At 61.5% G+C, this 22904-nt stretch carries 17 protein-coding genes; 13 read left to right on the forward strand and 4 right to left on the reverse strand.

From position 1 onward, the window contains the following. Positions 1 to 231 precede the first annotated feature (231 nt). Positions 232 to 2124 (forward strand): penicillin-binding protein 2, encoded by a 1893-nt coding sequence (mrdA, locus tag AC07NR_RS27365; RefSeq protein ID WP_085713108.1) that lies wholly within the window; start codon positions 232 to 234, stop codon positions 2122 to 2124. 12 nt (positions 2125 to 2136) lie between these two features. On the opposite strand, the gene AC07NR_RS27370 is transcribed toward mrdA, so the two are convergent. Further along, positions 2137 to 3096: a LysR family transcriptional regulator gene (locus AC07NR_RS27370; protein ID WP_495079862.1), complete on the reverse strand. Its 960-nt coding sequence runs from the start codon at positions 3094 to 3096 to the stop codon at positions 2137 to 2139. Between the two features lie 144 nt (positions 3097 to 3240). On the opposite strand from AC07NR_RS27370, the gene AC07NR_RS27375 reads away from it, so the two are divergent. From AC07NR_RS27375 to AC07NR_RS27385, 3 genes are read left to right on the forward strand one after another with little or no spacing between them, the layout of a single operon-like run. Beyond that, positions 3241 to 4542, forward strand: coding sequence for an MFS transporter (locus AC07NR_RS27375; protein WP_495079863.1), 1302 nt, complete (start codon positions 3241 to 3243; stop codon positions 4540 to 4542). Next, on the forward strand, positions 4539 to 5294 hold the full coding sequence (locus tag AC07NR_RS27380) for a class II aldolase/adducin family protein (protein ID WP_011335215.1): 756 nt from the start codon (positions 4539 to 4541) through the stop codon (positions 5292 to 5294). The genes AC07NR_RS27375 and AC07NR_RS27380 overlap by 4 nt, the downstream gene beginning before the upstream one ends. Beyond that, positions 5291 to 6220, forward strand: a complete 930-nt coding sequence (locus tag AC07NR_RS27385) for a 2-hydroxyacid dehydrogenase (protein WP_495079864.1) — start codon at positions 5291 to 5293, stop codon at positions 6218 to 6220. The genes AC07NR_RS27380 and AC07NR_RS27385 overlap by 4 nt, the downstream gene beginning before the upstream one ends. On the opposite strand, the gene AC07NR_RS27390 is transcribed toward AC07NR_RS27385, so the two are convergent. Further along, on the reverse strand, positions 6214 to 7149 hold the full coding sequence (locus AC07NR_RS27390; protein ID WP_085704518.1) for a LysR family transcriptional regulator: 936 nt from the start codon (positions 7147 to 7149) through the stop codon (positions 6214 to 6216). The genes AC07NR_RS27385 and AC07NR_RS27390 overlap by 7 nt on opposite strands. Before the next feature lie 162 nt (positions 7150 to 7311). Here AC07NR_RS27390 and AC07NR_RS27395 point away from each other — a divergent pair, with 162 nt between their 5' ends. The 7 genes from AC07NR_RS27395 to qhpG all read left to right on the forward strand — a co-directional run bounded on the left by AC07NR_RS27395 (position 7312) and on the right by qhpG (position 16611). Further along, a complete protein-coding gene (locus AC07NR_RS27395; RefSeq protein WP_495079865.1) occupies positions 7312 to 8622 on the forward strand; it encodes an MFS transporter in 1311 nt (436 codons plus the stop codon). Positions 8623 to 8644: 22 nt separating this feature from the next. Further along, positions 8645 to 9883 (forward strand): Zn-dependent hydrolase, encoded by a 1239-nt coding sequence (locus AC07NR_RS27400; RefSeq protein ID WP_423203975.1) that lies wholly within the window; start codon positions 8645 to 8647, stop codon positions 9881 to 9883. 3 nt (positions 9884 to 9886) lie between these two features. After that, complete coding sequence (locus tag AC07NR_RS27405; protein ID WP_495079866.1) at positions 9887 to 10912, forward strand: histone deacetylase family protein; 1026 nt, start codon at positions 9887 to 9889, stop codon at positions 10910 to 10912. Between the two features lie 117 nt (positions 10913 to 11029). Continuing rightward, positions 11030 to 12934 (forward strand): sigma-54-dependent Fis family transcriptional regulator, encoded by a 1905-nt coding sequence (locus tag AC07NR_RS27410; RefSeq protein WP_248741223.1) that lies wholly within the window; start codon positions 11030 to 11032, stop codon positions 12932 to 12934. After that, on the forward strand, positions 12934 to 14652 hold the full coding sequence (locus AC07NR_RS27415; RefSeq protein WP_495079867.1) for an ABC transporter ATP-binding protein: 1719 nt from the start codon (positions 12934 to 12936) through the stop codon (positions 14650 to 14652). Before AC07NR_RS27410 ends, AC07NR_RS27415 begins: the two co-directional genes overlap by 1 nt. Then, entirely contained in the window at positions 14642 to 15319 is a 678-nt protein-coding gene (qhpE, locus tag AC07NR_RS27420) for a subtilisin-like serine protease QhpE (protein ID WP_305836406.1), read from the forward strand. The genes AC07NR_RS27415 and qhpE overlap by 11 nt, the downstream gene beginning before the upstream one ends. After that, a complete protein-coding gene (qhpG, locus tag AC07NR_RS27425; protein WP_305836407.1) occupies positions 15316 to 16611 on the forward strand; it encodes a flavin-dependent monooxygenase QhpG in 1296 nt (431 codons plus the stop codon). The genes qhpE and qhpG overlap by 4 nt, the downstream gene beginning before the upstream one ends. A gap of 16 nt (positions 16612 to 16627) precedes the next feature. On the opposite strand, the gene AC07NR_RS27430 is transcribed toward qhpG, so the two are convergent. Next, complete coding sequence (locus AC07NR_RS27430) at positions 16628 to 18118, reverse strand: aldehyde dehydrogenase family protein (protein WP_495079868.1); 1491 nt, start codon at positions 18116 to 18118, stop codon at positions 16628 to 16630. A gap of 356 nt (positions 18119 to 18474) precedes the next feature. Here AC07NR_RS27430 and AC07NR_RS27435 point away from each other — a divergent pair, with 356 nt between their 5' ends. Further along, on the forward strand, positions 18475 to 18675 hold the full coding sequence (locus AC07NR_RS27435) for a hypothetical protein (RefSeq protein ID WP_432217296.1): 201 nt from the start codon (positions 18475 to 18477) through the stop codon (positions 18673 to 18675). 265 nt (positions 18676 to 18940) lie between these two features. Here AC07NR_RS27435 and AC07NR_RS27440 read toward each other — a convergent pair whose 3' ends face one another. Continuing rightward, positions 18941 to 20875 carry an amidohydrolase gene (locus AC07NR_RS27440; RefSeq protein ID WP_495079869.1) on the reverse strand — a complete coding sequence of 645 codons (1935 nt, stop codon included), beginning with the start codon at positions 20873 to 20875 and terminating at the stop codon, positions 18941 to 18943. A gap of 370 nt (positions 20876 to 21245) precedes the next feature. Between AC07NR_RS27440 and peaA the strand changes: the two genes are divergently transcribed. Beyond that, entirely contained in the window at positions 21246 to 22826 is a 1581-nt protein-coding gene (peaA, locus tag AC07NR_RS27445) for a quinohemoprotein amine dehydrogenase subunit alpha (protein WP_423203970.1), read from the forward strand. Positions 22827 to 22904: the final 78 nt, after the last annotated feature.

Genomic DNA, 22904 nt, shown 5'->3' on the forward strand with positions numbered 1-22904 from the left:
GAGTAGGTCATCGTCAAGATTAAATTCCGAAACCCCAATTGCGAAAGCAGTTGGGGTTTTGTTTTGCCCGCAGGAAAATCCTGGAAGAGGGGGCCAGGCGTCGTGATCGTAACCACTGGGGAAATCCCTCTGAAATGACCGCCCGGTTTTTGGTATGGTGCAGCTCGTTTTTAACGGACTGATGTCTCGCCCACGGATCGGCGCTCATTTTGTCAAAGAGTTGCTGCAGAAATGCCTGAACCAATTCCCATCAAGGATCACGAAAAAGAGACGCGTCTGGTCAACAAACGGCTGGTTGCCTGTGCCTTGTTCGTCTTCGCGATAAGCTGTGCACTGGTAGTGCGTCTGTACATCCTGCAAGTGGTCGAGTTCGACTACCACTCGACCATCTCCGAAAACAACCGCGTCCACGTCCTGCCAATCCCCCCAACACGCGGGCTGATTTACGACCGCAATGGCGTGCTGCTGGCCGACAACCGTCCCAGTTACAACCTGATCATCACCCGCGAACGAGCCACTGATGTCAATCAGGAGCTGGACGAAGTCATCAGTCTCCTGCACCTGCCCGCGGAAGATCGTTCGGTCTTCGACAAGGCCATGAAGCAGTCGCGTCACCCGTTTACACCGGTGACCCTGTTCTATGAACTGACCGAAGAACAGATTGCCGTGCTGGCGGTCAACGAGTTCCGCTTGCCGGGGCTGGATGTCGAACCGCAGTTCGTTCGTCACTACCCGCTCGGCGCGCACTTCGCTCACTCGATCGGCTATGTCGGTCGCATCAACGAAAAAGAATCCAAGACGCTCGACTCCGTTGAGTACCGCGGCACCCAATCCATCGGCAAGACGGGTGTAGAGCGTTTCTACGAAGCGCAACTGCACGGCCATGTCGGTTACGAGGAAGTGGAGACCAACGCTCAGGGCCGCGTATTGCGTGTCCTCAAGCACACCGATCCAGTGCCCGGCAAAAACATCGTCCTGAGCCTCGACGTCAAGCTTCAGGAAGCTGCCGAAGCCGCCCTGGGCGACCGTCGCGGCTCAGTGGTTGCGCTGGACCCTTCGACCGGTGAAGTACTGGCCATGGTCAGCAATCCCAGCTTCGATCCCAACCTGTTCGTGACCGGTATCAGCTCCAAGGAATATTCCGCGCTGCGTGACTCCATCGACCGACCGCTGTTCAACCGCGTGCTGCGCGGCTTGTACGCGCCCGGTTCGACGATCAAGCCCGAGGTGGCAATTGCCGGGCTCGATGCCGGCGTGGTCACGCCACAGACCCGCGTTTTCGATCCGGGCTACTACCAGTTGCCGGACTTCGACCACAAGTACCGCAACTGGAACCACAGCGGCGATGGCTGGGTGGACATGGATGCGGCGATCATGCGCTCCAACGACACCTACTTCTACGACCTGGCGCACAAGCTGGGTATCGATCGCCTGCACGACTACATGGCGATGTTCGGCCTCGGCGAGAAAGTCTCGCTGGACATGTTCGAAGAGTCTCCCGGCCTGATGCCTTCCCAAGCCTGGAAGCGCGCCACTCGACGCCAGGCCTGGTTCCCCGGTGAGACAGTGATTCTCGGCATCGGCCAGGGCTACATGCAGGTCACGCCGCTGCAATTGGCTCAGGCCACCGCGCTGATCGCCAACAAGGGCGTCTGGAATCGTCCGCACCTGGCCAAGACCGTCGACGGTGTGCCGCCTGTGGACGAACACCCGATGCCAAACATCCTGCTCAAGGATCCGCGTGACTGGGATCAGGTCAACCACGGCATGCAGATGGTGATGCACGACGCCCGTGGTATCGCCCGCGCCGCTGCAGCCGGTGCGCAATACCGCATCGCCGGCAAGAGTGGTACGGCGCAGGTGGTGGCGATCAAGCAGGGTGAGCGCTACAACCGCGAGAAAACCCTCGAGCGCCATCGTGACAACGCTCTGTTCGTCGGGTTTGCCCCGGCCGAACATCCGAAGATCGCGATCTCGGTAATGATCGAGAACGGCGAGGCCGGTGGCCGAGTCGCAGGTCCCGTGGTACGGCAGATCATGGACGCCTGGCTACTCGACCAGGACGGTCACCTCAAGCCGCAATACGCTGCGCCGACCAAGGCGCCGGGCGATCCTCACGTGTAATCCGCCACAGCTTCACAGCACAGGCTCACGCAAGCTGAGCATGTGCTGGAAGCTGTCGAGGAACACCGTTTCCGCCTGAGTCATCTTCTGTTCGCGATTCCACAGCAGCTGGATATCGAAATCCACCACCCCGTCCTCCGGCGGCAAGCGCCACAGCAAGCCCTGTTCGACATCCCGACGGACCAGGTGAGTCGGCAGACAGCCAATGCCGAATCCTGCACAGATCAATCGGTAAATCTCTTCGAAACTGGTAGAGGAAGCGACGATCTTGCCGGTAAAACCCTGCTGGTCACGAAACAGCGTCAACGGCGAAAGATTGCCGCCAAGCTGATCGCTGGTGAAGCTGACAAAGTTCTCCGCCGCCAATTGCTCCAGTGTCAGATTCTGCTGCCCGAACAGTCGATGCCGCTGTCCGCAAAAGTACGCATAGCGCTCACGAAACAATACCCGTTGCTCCAGCCGCGGCTGTGGCAGGCGACATAATCCGACACCGACCGTAGCGGTCTTTTGCAGCAATGAACTGATGATGTTCGAGCTGCCCATCACTTCGACTTCCAGCTCGATTTTCGGGTGAGTTTCGTGGAAGTCCGCAAGAAACTCATCGTAATGCCGCGCCTGCACGCCGCTGACGGTGAGGATGCGGATCTTGCCGACAACATCGTCATGGCGGTTCTCGAGCACGGTGCCCAAGCGGGAAATATCGCCGTAGATATCCGCCGCAATCCGCAGGACTTCCTCCCCGGTTTCCGTCAGATCAAAGCGCCGTCCGCTGCGCGCAATCAACACACAATCCAGTTGTTCCTCGAGACGTTTCAACGCCTGACTGACCGCCGACTGAGTGATGTGCAATCGCGCAGCGGCGCGGCTCATGCTGCCTTCCTGACCGATCACCAGGTACGTGCGCAGCAGGTTCCAGTCGAGCCGGTCGTTGAGAAAACGTCGGCCGATCCAGGGATTCGAGGAAGAGCTCATGCAGTAGCCACGCTAATAGTAAAGATAAGATTTTGAAAATTGACTAATCCTGTCACGGAAGCGATAAAGCCCACAAGCGCCACAGAGCGCGACTGTCAGCCGCCTCGACACCTGCCCAAAACTATAAATACACAGGGTTCTTGCATGCACACCACCGCTCAGCCGCGTCGCGCCGCGGCCGCTGCCTTCATTGGCACGACCATCGAATTCTACGATTTCTATATCTACGCAACCGCCGCCGCACTGGTGCTCGGGCAAGTGTTCTTTCCCAGCAGCGATCCGGTGACCAGCACACTCGCCGCGTTCGGCAGTTTCGCCGTTGGCTTCATCGCCCGCCCGATGGCCGGCATGGTGTTCGGACACCTGGGCGACCGCCTCGGCCGCAAGAAAATGCTGCTGGTGACCATGGCACTGATGGGCCTGGCCACCGCTGGCATCGGTCTGCTGCCGAGTTACGCCAGCGTCGGTATCTGGGCGCCCATCGGTCTGATAATCCTGCGCCTGATTCAGGGCATCTCTGTCGGTGGCGAGTGGGGCGGGGCGGTGTTGATGGCCAGCGAGCACGCGCCGGCCAAACGCAGGACCTTCTACGCCTCGTTCGCCCAGCTCGGTAGCCCGGCGGGTTTGCTGCTGGCATTGATCGCGTTCCGTCTGGTCACGTCGCTGTCGCCGGAAGACTTCCTCGCCTGGGGCTGGCGTCTGCCGTTTCTCGCCAGTGGCGTGCTGATGATGGTCGGGTTGATGATCCGTTCCGGTGTGCACGAATCGCCGGAGTTCGCCAAGGCCAAAGACAACAACGAAACCGCGAAATACCCGGTGAAGGATGTTATCCGTCAGTGCTGGCGACAGATCCTGTTCGCGGCCGCCGCCGTGACCATCGGCTCGGCCGGTTTCTTCTTCACCAACACCTTCATGATCACCTACGTCACCCAATATCAGGGCATTCCACGAGCGACCATTCTCGACTGCCTGTTCCTGGTGACGATCATCCAATTGCTCTCGCAACCGTTGTCGGCGCTGCTGGCCGAACGCATCGGCGAAGGGCGGTTCCTGATGCTGGTGGCGTTGCTGTGCATGGTCACGCCGTACCCGATGTTCCTGCTGGTCGGCACTCAGAACATTCTGTTGATGACCCTCGGCATCGCCATCGCGGTGGTGATCCTCTCGGCGCTGTATGCGGTGATCGCCGGCTACATGACCCAGGCGTTCCCGGTGCATCTGCGCTATTCGGGCATTTCCATCGCCTACCAATTGAGCTGTGCGGTTGCCGGCGGTACCACGCCGCTGATCGGCACGCTGCTGGCCAGCAAGTTCTCCGGGCAGTGGCTGCCGTTGGCGGTGTTCTTCACGCTGCTGTCCGCTCTTTCCCTGATCGGTGTCTGTGGCCTCGCGCGTCTGCGGGCCAACCCGGTCGTCCTTCACGCAAGTAAAGAGGTGTATTCGTGAGTAAACCCGCCCACATCGACCCGATCGAATGGCAAGCCCGTTGCGAGCTCGCCGCGCTGTACCGCCTGATCGCGCACTTTCGCATGACCGACCTGATCGACACCCACATCACCCTGCGGATTCCGGGGCCGGAGCATCATTTCCTGATTAACCGCTACGGCGTGATCTTCGACCGCATGCGCGCCTCCGATCTGGTGCGCATCGATCAGGACGGGCGCATCGTCGACCCTGAATACGCCGGGCATCGTGTCAACGCCGCCGGCTTCGTGATTCACTCGGCGATCCACATGGCGCGGCCGGATCTGAACTGCGTGATCCACACCCACACCGCTGCCGGCATGGCCGTCGCTGCACAGAAACAAGGCCTGCTGCCGATCAGTCAGCACGCACTGAAGTTCTACGGAAAACTTGCTTATCACACCTACGAAGGCATCGCCTTGTCGCTGGATGAGCGCGAGCGTTTGATCGCCGATCTCGGTCCGCACCGGGCGATGATCCTGCGCAATCACGGCTTGCTGGTCGGCGGCTCAGGCGTGGCCCAGGCGTTTCAGGAAATCCACTTTCTGGAACGTGCCTGCCAGGCGCAAGTGCAAGCACTGGCCGGCGGCTGCGAGCTGCATTTCCCGTCGCCGGAAGTCTGCGCTCACACCGCCGAACAGTTCGACCGCGATGAACAGGACAACATCATCGACCTGGCCTGGGAGGCCGCACTGACCCTGATCGAATCCCAGCGCGAGTCCTATCTGTCATGAACACCGTTGCACTGATGTCCCGTGACACGCTGTTGCTCAAACAGTTGCAGGAAGCCTTTGCCCGCCGTGCGCCGCAGCTCTCGGCGGTACTGGCCGATGATCCCCGGGCGGTGAATGCGCAGATCGCAGCGTGCTGGTTTCCGCTGCCGGACAGCCTCGCCGCGCTGCCCAATCTGCAAGTGATTCACTCGGTCGCCGCCGGCATCGATCATCTGGAGCACGATCCGTCGTGCCCGGACCTGCCGGTGTGCCGGGTGGTCGATCCCGGCCATCGCCAGGGCATGACCGAATACGTGCGCTGGGCGGTGATTCACTACCATCGCGGCTTCGATCAAGTCCTTGAGCAACAGCGCCAGCAGCATTGGGAGCGACCGCTGCAACGCCCGGCCCATGAGTTCCGGATCGGTGTGATGGGGCTCGGCTCGCTCGGCAGCGCAATCGCCCAAGATCTGGCAACCGCCGGTTACGACGTACGTGGCTGGGCGCGCAGCAGCAAGGATCTGCCGGGTGTGCAGACCTTCGCCGGCACTGATGCCTTCAATCCATTTCTCGACGGTGTGGAGTTGCTGATCAATCTGTTGCCGCTCACTCACGAAACACGCGGCATCCTCAATCGTCAGACCTTCGAACGGCTGGCCAACGGCGCGGCACTGGTGAATGTCGGCCGCGGCGGGCATCTGAGCATTGAGGATCTGCAACAGGCACTGGCCCGTGGAAAACTGCGTGGGGCGCTGCTCGATGTGTTCGAACAGGAACCGCTGCCCGCCAGCCATTCTCTGTGGAAAACCCCGGGCGTGACCATCACACCGCACATGGCTTCGGCGGCCTCCCACGATTGCATCGCCGAACAGATCGCCGAAAACTTCCGCCGTTTGAATGCCGGTGAGCCTTTGCTCAACAGCGCGGATCGACTGCTCGGTTACTGATCCGCCAGACAGGCCTGCAAGCGCTCGATGAACAGCGTCTCGGCTCGGCTCATGCGCTGATCGCGGTTCCACAGTAGATGAATGTCGACATCGGCGATCCCTTCGTGGGGTGGCAGGCGCCAGAGCAATCCGGCCTCGACGTCCGCCGCCACCACGTGCTCCGGCAAACAACCAATTCCAAATCCGGCGATCACCAGTCGTCGCACTTCCTCCAGGCTCGGCGATGAGGCGACGATACGTCCGCTGAAGCCTTGCTGATCGCGAAAAATCGTCAGTGGTGAGAGCATCCCGCCAATCTGGTCGCTGGTGAAACTGACGAAATTCTCCCGCTGCAAATCGCCTTCGCCGATGTCCTTTCGGCCGAACAGCGCATGGTGTTTGCCACAGAAAAACGCATAGCGCTGACGCAGGAACAGACGCTGTTCCAGGCGCGGTTGCGGGCGGCGATTGAGGCTCAGGCCGAGGGTCGCGGTTTTCTCCTGAAGGGCGCTGACGATGTCCGAACTGCGCATCACATCGACCTCCAGATCCACCCGTGGATACTGCCGGTGAAAGTCGGCGAGGAAGTCATCGAAGCGCTCGGAAAAGATCCGGCTGATGATCAGCAGCCGCACCTTGCCGATCACTTCGTCGGCCGGTTGCTCCAGCAGGCTGCTGACCTGGGACATCTGTCCGTAGATCTCGCCGGCCAGTTCGAAGATCTGCTCGCCAACCTCGGTGAGGGCAAATCGCGGACCGCGTCGGGCAATCAACTGACGACCCAGTTGCTCCTCCAGACGCTTGAGCGCCTGACTCACCGCCGGTTGTGTCAGGTGCAGACGCGCGGCGGCGCGGCTGATGCTCAGCTCCTGGCCGATTACCCGGAAGGTGCGCAACAGGTTCCAGTCGAGGCGGTCGTTGAGCAGGCGCTGGACATCGCGTTCGGCCATGGGATTCTCGATTATAAGGTTGGGTAATAGTCGGAATAATAAATAGAAAATTGACTAATCATAGCCCCGGGACGATAAATCACCCCCAGACAGGCGCCGTTAGAGTGCCTCGGATTTGCCGTTTCCCTCCTGCCAGAAAAACAATCAAAGGAGCCCGACCCCATGAAGCCCCACGCTTCGAACCAGCCGCGCCGTGCGGCGGCCGCAGCCTTCATCGGCACCATGATCGAGTGGTACGACTTTTACATCTACGCCACCGCCGCCGCACTGGTGTTCGGCGCGCTGTTCTTTCCCTCCGACGATCCGCTGTTCAGCACCATGGCCGCATTCGGCACCTTCGCCGTGGGCTTCTTTGCCCGGCCGTTGGGCGGAATCATTTTCGGTCATATCGGCGATCGTATCGGTCGCAAGAAATCGCTGATTATCACGCTGCTGATGATGGGCGTGGTCACGGTGTGCATCGGTCTGTTGCCGACCTACGCGCAGATCGGCGCGGCGGCACCAGTGCTGCTGATTCTGCTGCGCATCGTTCAGGGCATCGCTGTCGGTGGCGAGTGGGGCGGGGCGGTGTTGATGGCCGGCGAGCATGCGCCGAAGGGCCGGCGCAATTTCTTCGCGTCGTTCGCGCAATTGGGCAGCCCGGCGGGGTTGATCCTGTCGCTGCTAGCCTTCAGCGCGGTGACTCGTTTGCCGGAAGAAGATTTGATGAGCTGGGGCTGGCGCGTGCCGTTCCTCGCCAGTGCGCTGTTGCTGCTGGTGGGTCTGGCGATTCGTCTGGGCGTGAACGAGTCGCCGGAATTCCTCGCCAGCCGCGAGCAGGCCACCAAGCAAATCAAGAAAGAACAGGCGCCGGTGATGGAAGTGTTGCGCACCGCGTGGCGTCCGCTGCTGCTGTGCATCGGCGCCAACACGCTGGGCATCGCCGGGGTGTATTTCACCAACACCTTCATGATCGCCTACACCACTCAACAACTGGCGCTGCCGCGTTCGCTGATTCTCGAATGCCTGTTCTTCGTCGCGATCATTCAGTTCTGCATTCAGCCGCTGGCTGCGTGGACTGCCGAGAAGATCGGGGCAACGCGCTTCCTGTGTCTGGTGTCGCTGCTGGCGATGGCCTCGCCGTATCCAATGTTCGTGCTGGTCAGCTCGGCCCAGGCGCCGCTGATCATCCTCGGCATCGCCCTGGCGGTGGTGTGCATGGCGTCGTTCTACGCGGTGATCGCCGGTTACGTCAGCGGCATGTTCGAGACCCGCGTGCGCTACACCGCGATCTCCCTGGCCTATCAGATTTGCGGCGCGGTGGCCGGCGGCCTGACGCCGCTGATCGGCACGATGCTGGCGCACAAGTTCACCGGGCAGTGGTGGCCGATGGCAGTGTTCTACAGCCTGATCGCCGGTATCTCGCTGGTCTGCGTACTGTCCCTCGCCCGTCGTCACGCCAGCGCCCATCGCGCGGAAATGGCCCGTGCCTAACCCGGAATTTCAGGAGAACCTCATGTTGAAAATCAATGGCGAACGCCTGTGGGCGAGCCTGATGGCCATGGCCGAAATCGGTGCTACAGCCCGAGGTGGCAGCTGCCGCCTGGCATTGAGCGATGAAGACAAGGCCGGTCGCGAACTGTTTGCCCACTGGTGCCGCGAAGCCGGCATGACCTTGAGCGTGGATGCCATCGGCAACCTGTTCGCCCGTCGTGCCGGCACCGATCCGGACGCCGCGCCGGTGATGATGGGCAGCCACCTCGACACCCAGCCCGAGGGCGGCCGTTTCGATGGCGTCTACGGCGTGCTCGCCGGGCTGGAAGTGGTGCGTTGCCTTAACGACCTGAACATCCAGACCCGCAAACCGCTGGAAGTGGCCGTGTGGACCAACGAAGAAGGCGCGCGTTTCACCCCGGCCATGTTCGGCTCGGCGGTGTTCACCGGAATCATGGATCTGAATGCCGCGCTGGCGGTACGTGATGCCGATGGCATCAGCGTTGCCGAGGCCTTGCAGCGGACCGGTTACGCCGGTGAGCGTCCGTTGGGCGGCGCGGTGGATGCGTATTTTGAAGCGCACATCGAGCAAGGCCCGATCCTTGAAGACAACGCCAAAAGCATCGGCGTGGTCACGGGTGGTCAGGCGATCCGCTGGCTCGACGTGCGTGTGGAAGGCATGGCGGCCCACGCCGGCACCACGCCGATGCCGCTGCGTAAAGACGCCTTGTACGGCGTGGCGCGGATGATTCAGGCAATCGAAGGTCTGGCGGCGGATTTTGCGCCGGAGGGCCTGACCACGGTTGGCGAACTGAGTATCAACAAGTCCTCGCGCAACACCATTCCGGGGCTGGTGAATTTCACCGTCGATCTGCGTCATCACCGCGACGACGCCATTGCCGCCATGGAGCAACAAGTCCGCGCCCGGTTGCAGGCGATTGCCGATGGACGAGGCCTGAACCTGACCATCACCCCGCACTGGATCAGTCCGGCCACGCCGTTCGACGTCGAATGCGTGGCGGCAGTGCAAGAGGCGGTGGATGCGCTGGGCTACGCTCAGCAGTCGATTGTCAGCGGTGCCGGGCATGACGCGATTCATCTGGCGCGCTACTGCCCGACGGCGATGGTGTTCATCCCGTGCGTCGGTGGTTTGAGCCACAACGAGGCCGAAGATGTGTTGCCCGAAGACGTGAAGCAGGGCACCGATGTTTTGCTCAACGCCGTGCTGGCCCGCGCCGGTCGAATCGAACAAGGAGTCTGAAGCATGCGCAGCTTTTTCCATCCCGAACAATTGCTCCACCATCCGCGCAGCTATTACTCGCGCGGGCAGATGCGCACGCCGCAGGAAGTCCCCGAGCGCGCTCAGCGTCTGGTGCAAGCCGCTCACGGTCTGGGCTTTAGTGTCGAGCAGCCCGCCGATGCCGGCCTCGCCCCATTGCTGGCTGTGCATGGCGCGCCTTATCTGACGTTCCTTCAGGAAGCGCATGCACGCTGGAAGGAAATCCCCGAAGACTGGGGCGATGAGGTGATGTCGAACATCTTCGTCCGCGAGCCCAACGCCTTGCGCGGCATCCTTGCCCAGGCGGCGCGCTATCTGGCGGACGGCAGTTGCCCGGTCGGTGAGCAGACCTGGCGTTCGGCCTACTGGTCGGCGCAAAGCGCAGTGGCCGGGGCGCAGGCGCTGATCGATGGTGAACCGGCAGCGTATGCACTGTGCCGTCCACCGGGGCACCATGCCCGGGCCGAAGCGGCGGGTGGTTTCTGTTACGTGAACAACGCAGCGGTAGCGGCGCAGGTGTTGCGCGACAAGTTCGAAAAGGTCGCGGTGCTCGACACCGACATGCACCATGGCCAAGGCATTCAGGAGATCTTCTACGATCGTGATGACGTGCTCTACGTTTCGGTGCATGGCGATCCGACCAACTTCTATCCCGGCGTCGCCGGGTTTGCCGACGAACGCGGCAGCGGTGCGGGAGAGGGCTTCAACCTCAACCTGCCGATGGCCCATGGTTCAAGCGAAGCGGATTTCCTCGGGCAACTGGAAGTTGCGTTGAGCGCGGTGCGCGAGTTCGGCGCCGAGGTGCTGGTGCTGTCGCTGGGCTTCGATATCTATGAACTGGACCCGCAAAGCAAAGTCGCCGTGACCCGCGAAGGTTTTGCAGCACTGGGTGAGCGGATCCGCAGCCTCGGCCTGCCGTGCCTGATCGTGCAGGAAGGCGGCTATCACCTGGAAAGTCTCGAAGACAACGCACGGGCGTTTTTCGTGAATGCCGAGGTGTGGCGGCGCTGAGACGATCCACCTGACGAAGCGCCCTGTGGTGCTTGCCATCGCCCTGACGTTAACGTAAACATTGGCGTCAGGGCGCTGATGTGAAAAAGCGCAAAGCGGACCGCTCCGGAGCGCTTGATGACTCTAATAAAAACAACCGATCCCAAGTCTCACCACGAAGCCCGGCTGGCCCGGGAAAAACTCCATCTCGAAGGGCAGGTCCCGGATGGCGTGTTGCGTGCGGAGATCGATGCTTCGTGGCGGCGCAGCCTGAGCCACGGCGTGCATTTCAATGGCAAGCATGAGCTGGCGCTGGAATCGAGCGCCAGTCTCGATGTGTTGCTGGCGAGCAATCGCCTGCTGATCGATGCGGCGATTCCGGCCATCGACTACCTGGCCGAACGTCAGGGCAAGGAAGGCCTGATCATCCTCGCCAATTCCGACGCTACCATTCTCGCGGTCGAAGGACGTGCCGACCGGCTCAAGGGCAGCGGCCTGCAGGACATCACCCTCGGTGCCTGCTGGAGCGAAGCCGCACGCGGCACCAACGCCCTCGGTACGGCACTGGTGGAAGCACGGCCCACCCTGATCGATTGCGGCGAACACTACCTCGACCGCCTCACCGATTTTTCCTGCACCTCGGTGCCGATCCATTGCCCCCAGGGCGAAATTCTCGGCGTTCTCGACCTGACCCGCGAAGGCCCGCTCGGCCGCGTCCATGACAGCACCGCGCTGCTGAGCATGGCGGTCAGCCAGATCGAGAGCCGAGTGTTCAACAACAGTTTTCCCGATCAGATCGTCCTGGCGTTTCACAGTCGCCGGCAGTATCTGGAATCGCCGTGGCAAGGTCTGCTGGCAGTGAGTCTCGGCGGGCAGATTCTGGCGGTCAGTGCCCAGGCCTGTCAGTTGCTGCGGGCCGAGCGTTCTGCATTGGTCGGCAAGCGCTGTGAGGAGTTCCTCGGGGTCGATGGCGTGCAATTGCTGACTCGTCTGCAACAGGGCGGCGTCGGCAGTGTGCAGACCGCCAAGGGCGAATTTTTCTACAAGACCCTGCGAGCCCCGGCGCGCTCGGTCAACCTCGGCGGCCCGCCGCGCAGCGTGGCGAAAACTGCCAAGGCGCAACCGGATCTGGAAGCACTGGCCGGCAACAACGCCCGTTATGCCCGAGCTCTGCGCATGGCCCGCCAAGGTCTGGCCAATGAGTTGCCGGTGCTGTTGCTCGGCGAAACCGGCACCGGTAAAGAAGTGATCGCCCGTGCCCTGCACCTGGCCGGCAGCCGCAGCGACAAACCCTTTGTAGCCGTGAACTGCGCGGCAATTCCCGAAGGCCTGATCGAGTCGGAACTGTTCGGCTACCGCGAAGGCGCGTTCACCGGGTCGCGTCGTGGCGGGATGATCGGGCGACTGCAACAAGCCCATGGCGGCACGTTGTTCCTCGATGAAATCGGCGACATGCCGCTGGCCTTGCAGGCGCGCCTGCTGCGCGTTCTTCAAGATCGCAAAGTCGCGCCACTGGGGGCCGGAGAAGAGCAGGACATCGACGTCGCGCTGATCTGCGCCACCCACCGCGACCTCAAGCGTCAGGTCGAGGACAAGCAATTCCGGGAGGATCTGTTCTACCGGGTCAACGGCATCAGCGTGATGCTTCCGGCCCTGCGTGAGCGCGATGACTTCGCCGCGCTGGTCACTCGCTTGCTGGGCAAGCTCGACGCGCCGAACGCCGTGTTGCACGACGACCTCAATCGCCTGCTCGCGGGTTATCACTGGCCGGGCAACATCCGCCAACTGGAAATGGTCTTGCGCACCGCTTTGGCCATGCGCGAACCCGGTGAAACCGTGCTGACCCTCGATCACCTGCCCGACAGCATGCTCGACGAACTCTCTGCCAGCGAGAAACCCCAGACCGGTAGCATTCGCGAGAACGAGCTGGAGATGATTCGCCAGTCCCTCGATACCCATCAGGGTAACGTTTCGGCTGCGGCCGACGCCCTTGGCATCAGCCGCGCGACCCTGTACCGCAAACTCAAACAGTTGCGCTCGTGATGCACCGCCTGTTCATGCGGCTGATCGACAGCCAGAACCCCGCGGCGCTGCAAGCCGCGTTGCGCTGGTTGTACGGTTTCGTGCGGCCGCAGCGGTTGGCGATTGCCGGTTTGCTCGGTCTGTCGGTGTGCGCTTCGCTGCTGGTGCTGGTGCAGCCTTGGCTGGTCAAACTGTTGATCGACGACGGGCTGCTGGCGCGCAACTTTCCAATGCTGGTAATGATCGCGGTGCTGATGATCATCGCCGGGTTGCTCGGCACGGCGTTGTCGGGGATCAACCGTTATCTGCACACGCGGCTGTCCGGGCGGATTCTGTTTGCCCTTCGTGACGACCTTTATCGGCATTTGCAGAAGCTGTCGCCAAGCTTCTACGGCCAGCGGCGGATCGGCGATCTGATGTCGCGGCTCGACGGTGATGTGGCGGAGATTCAGCGCTTCGCCGTGGACTCGTTGTTCTCGGCGGTATCGAGCGTGATCGGCCTGGTGGTCGCGATTGCGATGCTGTTAACGCTGTCGTGGAAACTCTCGCTGCTGGCGCTGGTGCTGATCCCGCTCGACGTGCTCTGGCTGCGCTGGATGCGGCGCAAGGTCGAGCGCGATGTGCGGCAGTTGCGCGAGCGCTCGGCGGACATGTCGTCGTTCATGGTCGAGACCTTGCCGGTGATGAAATTCATCCAGTCCGCCGGTCAGCAGCAGCGTGAAGCACGACGTCTGGAAAACCTCGGACAGGGCTACATGAACCAGTTGTTGCGCCTGCAAGTCACCGAGTTTTTCACTCAGGCCGTGCCCGGCACCTTGACCTCGCTGTCCCGCGCCTGCGCTTTTTTGATCGGCGGTTATTGGGTGGTGCAGGGCACTTGGCAACTCGGCGCGCTGATCGCGTTTTCCACCTATCTGGGGATGGCGGTCGGGCCGGTGCAGAGCCTGTTGGGGCTTTACGTGGCGATCCAGCGCATGACCGTCAGTCTCGGTCGGGTCATGGAGTTGCGCGGCGAAGAACCCACGGTGTTTTCGCCGGTCACGCCAAAACCGTTTCCGACCTCGGGCGAACTGCGTTTCGACGCGGTGCACTTCAGCCATCCGGGGCGGCCGAGCACGTTGAGCGGCATCGAAGCGACGATTCCCTACGGTCTGAAAGTCGCCTTGAGCGGCGGCTCCGGCGTCGGCAAGTCGACGTTGATCGATCTGCTGCAACGGCATCACGATCCGCAGTCCGGGCGGGTGCTGCTCGGCGAAGTGGATCTGCGCGAACTTGAGCTGTTCGAACTGCGCCGACGCATCGCCGTGGTCAGTCAGGACATCGTGCTGTTTCGCGGCAGCCTCGCCGACAACCTGGCTTACGCAGTGCCGGACGCCAGCCGCGAAGCCATCGCTGAAGTCGCACGGCTGGCGCAACTCGACAGCCTGATCGCGTCGTTGCCCGAAGGCCTCGACAGCCCGTTGGGCGAGCGCGGCCAGCAGTTGTCCGGCGGGCAGAAACAGCGCATCGCGATAGCGCGGGCGTTGTTGCAGGATCCGTTGATTCTGGTGCTCGACGAAGCCACGTCGGCCGTCGACGAAGCCACCGAGCGCGAGGTGATCGAAGCCATCGACCGTTTGTTTGCCGGGCGCACACGGATCCTCATCAGCCACCGCCCCTCGACTTTGGCCGATGCCGACCTGCGTTTCGAGTTGCTCGACGGTGTACTCATTTCGAAAACGGTGCTGCATGAAGCCTGAATTGCGTATCGGTGTGGTCGACAGCGGGTACTCGGCAGCGCAGCGAGTGCAGGTGATTGCCGGGCGACGTTTCTCGTTGCTGGAGGACGGACTGGCGGAATCGGATTTGCGCGACGATCCGCTTGGCCATGGCAGCGCGGTGATCGAGGCGATCAGCCGCCGGGCACCGGCCGCGCAGATCTGTGTGGCTCAGGTGTTCGATCAGCGCGGTGTCACCAGCGCCTTGCAGATTTCAGCAGCCATTGACTGGCTGGTGGCGCAGGACGTGCGGCTGATTAATCTGAGTCTGGGCCTGCGGCAGGATCGCAGCCTGTTGCGCCAGGCCTGCGCGGCGGCGGTGGCCCGAGGTGTGTTGCTGTGTGCATCGAGCCCGGCACAGGGCGCAGCGGTGTTTCCGGCCAGTTATCCGCAAGTATTGCGGGTGACCGGCGATGCCCGTTGTACCGATGAACAATGGTCCTGGCTCGACAGCGCGCAGGCGGATTTTGCCGCGTGTGTTCGTGGCACCTATCCGGGGCAGTCCGGCGCCAGCCTGGGGTGCGCCGCGTTAAGCGGTCACATCGCGGGCTATCTGCTGGCGCACCCGCAGGCGAGCAATGCCGAGGTCATCGCCTGGCTGAAACAGCACGCTCGCTATCGCGGCCCTGAACGGCGTTTCGGTCCATGACGCCGATCCTGATTCTCGGTGCCGGGCCAGCCGGTGCGGCGGTGGCGCTGGGGTTACGACGGCTGGGTTACGCCGTGACGCTGATCAGCGAATGGCGCCGGTTTTCGGCGCTCGAAGGCGTGTCGCAACGGGTACTGGAGGCGTTGCGCGGTGCCGGGTTGGATCATGCGCTGGCGGACACCACGTTGCCGTCCCGGCGACAGGTTTCGTGGAATGGTCAGCAGCATGCGCAGAACATCGAGTTTCTGCTGGATCGCCCGGCCTTCGATCGTGGTTTGCGTGAAGATCTGCGGGTGGCCGGGGTCGAGGTGATTGAAGGACGAATCCTGAGTGTTCAGTCCTCGGGCGACGGCCATCAGGTCGAACTCGATGGCGGACAGAAGTTGGCGGCGGATTTCCTGGTGGAAGCTCGGGGGCGACAAGCGCCGGCATCCGGAAAAGGTCTGCGCGGGCCGGAGACGGTCAGCCTGCTCAATCGCTGGCAAGGTACGCCGGGTGTGACCGCCAGCGCCGTGGAAAGCCTTGAGGATGGCTGGGCGTGGATGGCCCGGCGTGACGACGGCCAATGTTATTGGCAATGGACCGTGGACGTTGCCAGTGCCGGGTTGCCGGGTAAGGCGCAGTTGCTCGATTACTGCCGCGCGCGGCGTCAGGCCTCCGATTTTGCTCAAGCGTTCTTTGCCGGCGGGCAGGAATCGGCGTTGCAACTGCACGCTCGCAGCAGCACTGCGATTCTCGCGTCACAGGTCTGCGCTGATAACTGGATTCGTGTCGGCGACGCGGCGATGGCAGTGGACCCGCTGTCCGGCAACGGGATTTTTCAGTCGTTGTCCTCGGCTTTGCAGGCGCCATTGGTGATCAACACACTGTTGCGCAAACCTGAGCGGGCGTTGCTGGCGCAGCGTTTTCACCGTCAGCGAGTTGAGCAGTTGTTCCTTCGCTTTGCGCGGATAGGTCGAGACTTTTATGCCGATGAAAAGCGCTGGCTCGATCAGCCGTTTTGGCAAGCACGGCGACAGTGGCCCGACGTTGAAATGGCCCATGCGGCAGCGGATTTTGCCGCGCTGCGCATCGAGCGGATGCCGGTGTTGCGTGACGGGTTTGTCGATGAAACCGAGGTGGTGATCACGGCGGATCAGCCGCTGGGGATCTGGCATGTGCAAGGCGTGGAACTGGCGCCGCTGGTGCGGCGGTTGTGCGATGAGCCAGCGGATCAGGTGTTGGCGGGGTTGACGTTAGAGCAGGGGCGAGCCGTTCGCGGGTGGCTGTTGGCTCAGGGTTTCAAACCCTGAGCCATGAGCCCAGTCATTACAACTTGATCAACACCGACTTCAACTCGGTGTAATGCTCAATCGCCGCATACCCCATCTCGCGCCCGACGCCGGACATCTTGTAGCCACCAAACGGCAGCGCCGGGTCCAGCGCACTGTGGCAGTTGACCCACACCGATCCCGACTTGATCCGGGGAATCATCCGGTGCACCGCCGCCAGATCGTTCGACCAGATGCTGGCGCCCAGGCCGTAAGGGCTGTCATTGGCCATGCGCAAAGCATCGGCTTCGTCATCGAATGGAATCGCCACCAGCACCGGCCCGAAGATCTCTTCCTGCACCAGCGAATGTTGCTGGTCGACATCGACAATCACCGTCGGTTTGACGAAGAACCCCGGCCCGAATTGCTCGCCGCCGCAGGCGATGGTCGCGCCGCTTTCCCGGCCCATTTCGATGTAGTTGTAGACCCGCTCCTGCTGGCGCGCGGAAATCAGCGGGCCCATCTCCACGCTAGGGTCGAGGCCGTTGCCGAGTTTCATCGCATTGGCGATGTCGCTGATATCGGCCACCACATTGTCGAAATGCTTGCGCTGCACGTACAGCCTGGAGCCCGCGCAGCAGACCTGGCCCTGGTTGAAGAAAATCGCACTGGCCGCACCCGCCGCAGCGGTTTTCAGGTCGGCGTCGGCCATGACGATGGTCGGTGATTTGCCGCCCAGTTCCAGGGTGACGCGGGTCATGGAATCCATGGCGATCTTGCCGATCTGCTTGCCGACGGCAGTGGAGCCGGTGAAGGTCAGCTTGTCGACCAACGGGTTGTGAGTCAGCGCGGAACCGGCCGTGATCCCGGTGCCGGTGACCACGTTGAACACGCCTTCCGGATAACCTGCCTCCAGTACCAGCTCTGCCAGTTTCAGCGCGGTCAGCGGGGTTTCGTCGGCGGGTTTGAGCACCACGGTGCAACCGGTGGCCAGCGCCGGGCCGAGTTTCCAGCAGGCCAGCAGCAGCGGAAAATTCCAGGCAACGATGGCGCCGACCACGCCCACAGCTTCGCGGCGGATGAAACTGTGGAATTGATCGCCGGGCATCAGCGGCAGCGAAACGTCGACGCTGGAACCTTCGATCTTGGTGGCCCAACCGGCCATATAACGCAGGAAGTCGATGGCCAGTTGTACATCCATCACTTGCGCCACCGCCGCGCTCTTGCCGTTGTTCAGGCATTCCAGTTGAGCCAGCAGTTCGGCGTCGCGCTGCATCAGGTCGGCGAGTTTCCACAGCAGGTTCTGCCGTTCACGCGGACGGGTGCGGCTCCAGGCGGAATCATCGAAAGCCTGACGCGCGGCGAGCACCGCGCGGTCGACATCCTCCGGTGTGGCGCGAGGCACCACACACAGCACTTCGCCGGTGGCCGGATTGTGCAGCGGCATGGTCTGGCCGTCGGCGGCTTCGACCCAGTCGCCGCCGATCAGCATGCGCGGCGGGCGCTGGATGAAGGCCGAGGTGGCAGGGAGCAGATAGGGCAGGGGCATGGCGAAACCTCTTGTTGTTCGATGGGATCGAGAGGGGCTTTCGCAATGGTTGTGCCAAATGCTCGAGGGTCGCGCACAGCCCCGTTTCATGGGGTGACGGGGGAAGTGTTTGATCGGCAATGAGCGTGAATTTGTCTCAAAACGCGACAGTCATTGAGATGCAGGATACGCGTCCTACAAAGCCAATGCCGCGGTGACGGGGTCTCGACGAAATCGGGCCGTTTCAGCAGTAGGAAAAATCGCGCGTCTGACAGTTTTTGCCGACTGGTGGAGGCATTAAGTACGAGCTAAGTTGCTTTGTGTATAGGGTTTTCCTGCCATGGATTTGGCGGGTCAGTGTTTTCACAAGGATGTCGATGAACAACTTAACCATTCGGTGGCTAACCAATTTCATGATAGGCGTGGGGACTGGATTTCTGGTGACGGGGTTTGCGGCGCTGTTGATCGGCGATCTGACCGATGTTGATACGATTCGGGCAGGTGCCTTGATGGCTACAAGCAGTATTTTCTTGATCGCCACTTCTTTCGCAGTTGCCATGCTCGAGGAAAAATCATGACGGCTTTAATTCTGTGTTTTTGGTCATTGGGCTTTAGTTTGCTGATCACGTATGCGTTTTACCGCGAGCGTCGAATTCAAGCTGCCCTGCGTGATTCCGGGTCATTGGCAGCCAAGGCCGACACGCAAGCTGAATGTTCGACGGTTTGCGAGTTTTGTGGGTGTTACAAGGTTCACCCGGATAATTCCGTTCGCTAGATTCGGGCTCGGTTATTTGCCGAAACCGATCACCCGGCGTGGTTGCCGGGTGATCGGGCGTTCATCGGTCAGGGCAGGGGATGGGTGTACACCTTGTGTCCACCTTTCCAGGTTTCACAGACCTTGATGTCACGGATGCTGGTAGCCGCAACCTTTTCATCGAGCGGGTTCTCGCCGAGAATCACGAAGTCGGCGAAATGCCCGTCCTGCAGCGAACCGGTAAAGGCATCGGCATGGCACTGCCACGCAGCGTCATAGGTGATGGCTTTGAGCGCTTGCTGGCGGGTCAGGCATTGCCCTTCGTTGAGCACGGGTTGTCGGGCTGCGTCTTTGACAAACGTACCGTTCTTGTCGCGTATGCCTTCCATCTTGCGGGTCACCGCCTGTTCCATCGAGCGCAACGGCCCCAACGGGGTGACGGTGCAATCGCTGTGCAACGAGATGCGCAAGCCCCTGTCCAGGGCGTCCTGGCACAGGTCGAGCATTTCGCTGGCCCGTTCCTCGAAAATCGCCTGTTCGAACGCATACCCCCAATAACCGACGTGACCGATCAGGAAGCTGGGAGAGATGCCCAGATCCTTCATTTGGTCGAGCGTGTCATTGCTCAGCATTGAGCAGTGTTCGATGCGATGGCGTTTTGCCAGGCCGCTCTGGCCGTTCAACGCCTCCTTGTAAGCCTGCAAGGTGAACGCGATGGCCCGGTCGCCGTTGGCATGGATCATCAGTGGCCAGCCGGTTTTCACGGCTTCCTTCAATGTTTTTTCGTAGGTGTCGGGCAGCGTTTTTGGCTCTTTGTCATCGGCGTCGACGAAGTTGAAGTTGCCATATGGGGAGGTGGCATCGCAGCAGTATTTCCGGGATTGGTAGCCGGTCAGGCCCTGATTCGAGCCATCGGAGATCAGCTTGACGGACCCTTGATAAAAAAGTCGTGCGGCTTCTTTGGTCACCGGTTTGTATTTTTCGATCTTGCTGAAATCCACACCATTACAGGCCGCTGCATACCCGACGCGCAGATTACGCGGATGTGTCAGGCCATAGGCTTCCAGAATCACCTTGGATACCGGATCCACCATGGCGTCGTACAGCAGCGTGATGCCCCGGCTGGACGCGTTGTCGAAGTACTTCTTCATGTATTTGAAGATGTTCACCACATCGAGCGCCTGTATGAGCGGAATCGCGCTGATGGCGAGCATGACCCCGGCCTCTTCCTGCAGGACGCCTTGCGTGGCGTTCACAAACGCCTGGGCAGTCGGGTATTGCTTCTTGAAGTCCGGATCCTTTTTGCACTGGTGGTCATACACGGCGTTGGTCGCGGCAGTGTTCAGGTAAACGGTGTGCATGGAGGCGCTCATCATCAGCAACGGACTTTTGCTGACGATGCTGTCCAGATTGCCGATGTTGTCCTGAGCCGGGTCGAAACTGGCGTCGCAATAGAAGCGGGTCAGTTGTTTTTGCCCGTTCTTGTCGACGATCAGTGGCATCAGCGCCGGATCGACCATGTGCCCGAGAATCCAGGTCTTGTTGTCTTTGGGCAGGTCATCTTTGATGAGCCTCACCAGGTAGTCCCAGTTGTAGAGGGGGCGCAGTTGTTGCGTGAAGTCGTCGATCGGCCCCAGGTCCCGCCAGTTGCTCATGACGCACGACTGCACGATATGAGCGTGCGGTTCGACCAGTCCCGGCAGCAGGGTTCTTTTCTCCAGCGATTGAATCTTGTACTTGATGCCCTTGGCCTTCATGCGCTCCTGCACATGGGCGAGGGTGCCCGACGCAACCACGTCACCGCCATGGATGCCCAGGGCTTCGACCTGCTCATCCATGTTGCCGTTTATCAGGGGGTAGATGGTGCCGCCGGTGAAGATCAACGATTCGCTGCCGGGTTCCGGTAGCAGCCCGGCGACCTTGCCTGCGAAGGCTTTAAGGTCGACGGTGTGTCTGAGCGTATTCCATACCGGGTTTTCGCAGCCGCAATGGGTGCAGCCTTGACCCTGTCCATGTGATCCCATGATTCCATTCCTCAGGTTTTCGGTGGTTTGAGGCGTGACGCACGGAGTGTGCGAACAGCAAGCGTAGCAGGCACTTTGATATCGGACGGTCAGTCGTCGGCAACCGGGCTTTTGGCGCTGCACTGTGCTTGTCTCAGACTGCAACAGCTGTCGCGAAATTGGACGCCGGGAGGCCACGCAAAGATTGGCGCGACACTGTGATGAGCGCGTAACTGCTTGATTGAACAGCTTATCGGCAAGCTGGCACGCTCCGTGTATTGCTCACCTCAGACGTTTCGCTTGCCTCCGTCCGTGCATCGCCACGAACGGCAGAAACCATAAAAACGATAAGCCACAAAAATAAGAAAGCACCGTGCGAGGTTCGACGTTGATGAAGAGAAAACTCCGATCAGGCATGAGCGCCAGCCTGCTGGCCGTGGCCGCTTGCGTGGCCCTGCATTCGCCCCACAGCCTGGCAGCCCGTGACGCCCAGACCATCCTCAAGGAAACCTGCCAGGGCTGTCATACCCCTGAAGCCGGCGACCGGTTGAGCCGTATCAGTCATCAGCGCAAGACCCCGGAAGGCTGGCTGATGAGCATCGCCCGCATGCAGACCATGCACGGTCTGCAGATCAGCGATGAAGACCGCCGCACACTGGTCAAATACCTGGCCGACACCCAGGGCCTGGCGCCCAGCGAAACCGATGGCGTGCGTTATGCGCTGGAACGTCGGTTGAACACCGTCGAGCAGTTCGACGAGAAAACCGCGCAGATGTGCGGCCGCTGCCACTCCGGTGCGCGGATCGCCCTGCAACGGCGTCCGGCCCAGGAATGGGAGCGCCTGGTGAATTTCCACCTCGGCCAGTGGCCGTCGCTGGAGTATCAGGCGCTGGCCCGTGATCGCGACTGGTTCGATATCGCCCGCAAGGAAATGGTCCCGCTGCTGGCCAAACGTTATCCGCTGGATAACCCGGAGTGGCAGGCCTGGGTGAAAACCGCGCCGAAAGCCGAAGCATTGATCGGCGACTGGAGCTTCAGCGGCCACCTGCCGGGCAAGGGTGAACTGGCCGGCATCATGAGCGTTACCGCCGATGGTAGTGACACTTTCAAGGTTGCCGTCAAAGGTCAATATGCCGATGGCAGCCCGTTCAACGGCGATGGCAGTGCGATCCTCTACAGCGGCTACGAATGGCGCGGCAACGTGACCGTCGATGGCGTGACGATGCGTCAGGTGTTCGCTGCACAAGGCAACGCCATGCAGGGCCGGATGTTCGAGGCCGAGCACGATGAGCGCGGTCTGGACTTCGTTGCCGCCAAACAGGGTTCCCAGCGCTTGCTGGCGGTGCAGCCGGGTTATGTGAAGGCCGGCAGCGAAACCGAAGTGACACTGATCGGTAGCGGTCTGAGCGGCAAGCCGAATTTCGGCAAAGGCGTAGACGTGGTCGAAGTGGTCGAGCAGAACGCCGAGCGGATCAAGGTCAAGGTCAAAGCCGCAGCCAATGCCCAGCCGGGCCTGCGCGCCGTCAGCGTCGGCAGCCTGAAAGGCCCGAGCCTGTCGGTGTACAGCACGATTGCCTCGGTCAAAGTGGTGCCGGAATTCTCGGTGGCGCGCATCGGCGAGGGCGGCGGTTCGACGCCGAAAGTCCAGGGCCGCTTCGACGCCGAAGCCTGGGGCAAGGGCGCCGACGGCAAGCCGTATCGCATCGGCGTGTTCCCGGCGCAATGGAAGGTCGAAGCCTTCGACGAGCGCGCCAAGGAGGACGAAGACGTCAAGTTCGCCGGCACCATGCAGACCGACGCGGGCGTGTTCACCCCGGGCGATGCCGGGCCGAATCCGGCACGCAAGATGTCCACCAACAATGCCGGCAACCTCAAGGTGATCGCCGCCGTCGACGACGCAGGGAAATCCCTGACCGGCGAAGGCCACCTGATCGTCACTGTGCAACGCTGGAACAATCCACCCATTCCTTGAGTTGTCCTGAAGAGCAGCGATTCAGACACTTTTCGGAATGACCGCAAGTCCCGTCAGGCGGGGCTTGCACAGGAGGTT

This window comes from Pseudomonas sp. GW821-FHT09C09 (assembly GCF_059418105.1).

Excerpts from the sequence above, each read along its gene's own strand:
- mrdA (WP_085713108.1), top strand. The coding sequence starts at position 232 with ATGCCTGAACCAATTCCCATCAAGGATCACGAAAAAGAGACGCGTCTG.
- AC07NR_RS27370 (WP_495079862.1), bottom strand. The coding sequence starts at position 3,096 with ATGAGCTCTTCCTCGAATCCCTGGATCGGCCGACGTTTTCTCAACGAC.
- AC07NR_RS27375 (WP_495079863.1), top strand. The coding sequence starts at position 3,241 with ATGCACACCACCGCTCAGCCGCGTCGCGCCGCGGCCGCTGCCTTCATT.
- AC07NR_RS27385 (WP_495079864.1), top strand. The coding sequence starts at position 5,291 with ATGAACACCGTTGCACTGATGTCCCGTGACACGCTGTTGCTCAAACAG.
- AC07NR_RS27390 (WP_085704518.1), bottom strand. The coding sequence starts at position 7,149 with ATGGCCGAACGCGATGTCCAGCGCCTGCTCAACGACCGCCTCGACTGG.
- AC07NR_RS27395 (WP_495079865.1), top strand. The coding sequence starts at position 7,312 with ATGAAGCCCCACGCTTCGAACCAGCCGCGCCGTGCGGCGGCCGCAGCC.
- AC07NR_RS27400 (WP_423203975.1), top strand. The coding sequence starts at position 8,645 with ATGTTGAAAATCAATGGCGAACGCCTGTGGGCGAGCCTGATGGCCATG.
- AC07NR_RS27405 (WP_495079866.1), top strand. The coding sequence starts at position 9,887 with ATGCGCAGCTTTTTCCATCCCGAACAATTGCTCCACCATCCGCGCAGC.
- AC07NR_RS27410 (WP_248741223.1), top strand. The coding sequence starts at position 11,030 with ATGACTCTAATAAAAACAACCGATCCCAAGTCTCACCACGAAGCCCGG.
- AC07NR_RS27415 (WP_495079867.1), top strand. The coding sequence starts at position 12,934 with ATGCACCGCCTGTTCATGCGGCTGATCGACAGCCAGAACCCCGCGGCG.
- qhpE (WP_305836406.1), top strand. The coding sequence starts at position 14,642 with ATGAAGCCTGAATTGCGTATCGGTGTGGTCGACAGCGGGTACTCGGCA.
- qhpG (WP_305836407.1), top strand. The coding sequence starts at position 15,316 with ATGACGCCGATCCTGATTCTCGGTGCCGGGCCAGCCGGTGCGGCGGTG.
- AC07NR_RS27430 (WP_495079868.1), bottom strand. The coding sequence starts at position 18,118 with ATGCCCCTGCCCTATCTGCTCCCTGCCACCTCGGCCTTCATCCAGCGC.
- AC07NR_RS27435 (WP_432217296.1), top strand. The coding sequence starts at position 18,475 with ATGAACAACTTAACCATTCGGTGGCTAACCAATTTCATGATAGGCGTG.
- AC07NR_RS27440 (WP_495079869.1), bottom strand. The coding sequence starts at position 20,875 with ATGGGATCACATGGACAGGGTCAAGGCTGCACCCATTGCGGCTGCGAA.
- peaA (WP_423203970.1), top strand. The coding sequence starts at position 21,246 with ATGAAGAGAAAACTCCGATCAGGCATGAGCGCCAGCCTGCTGGCCGTG.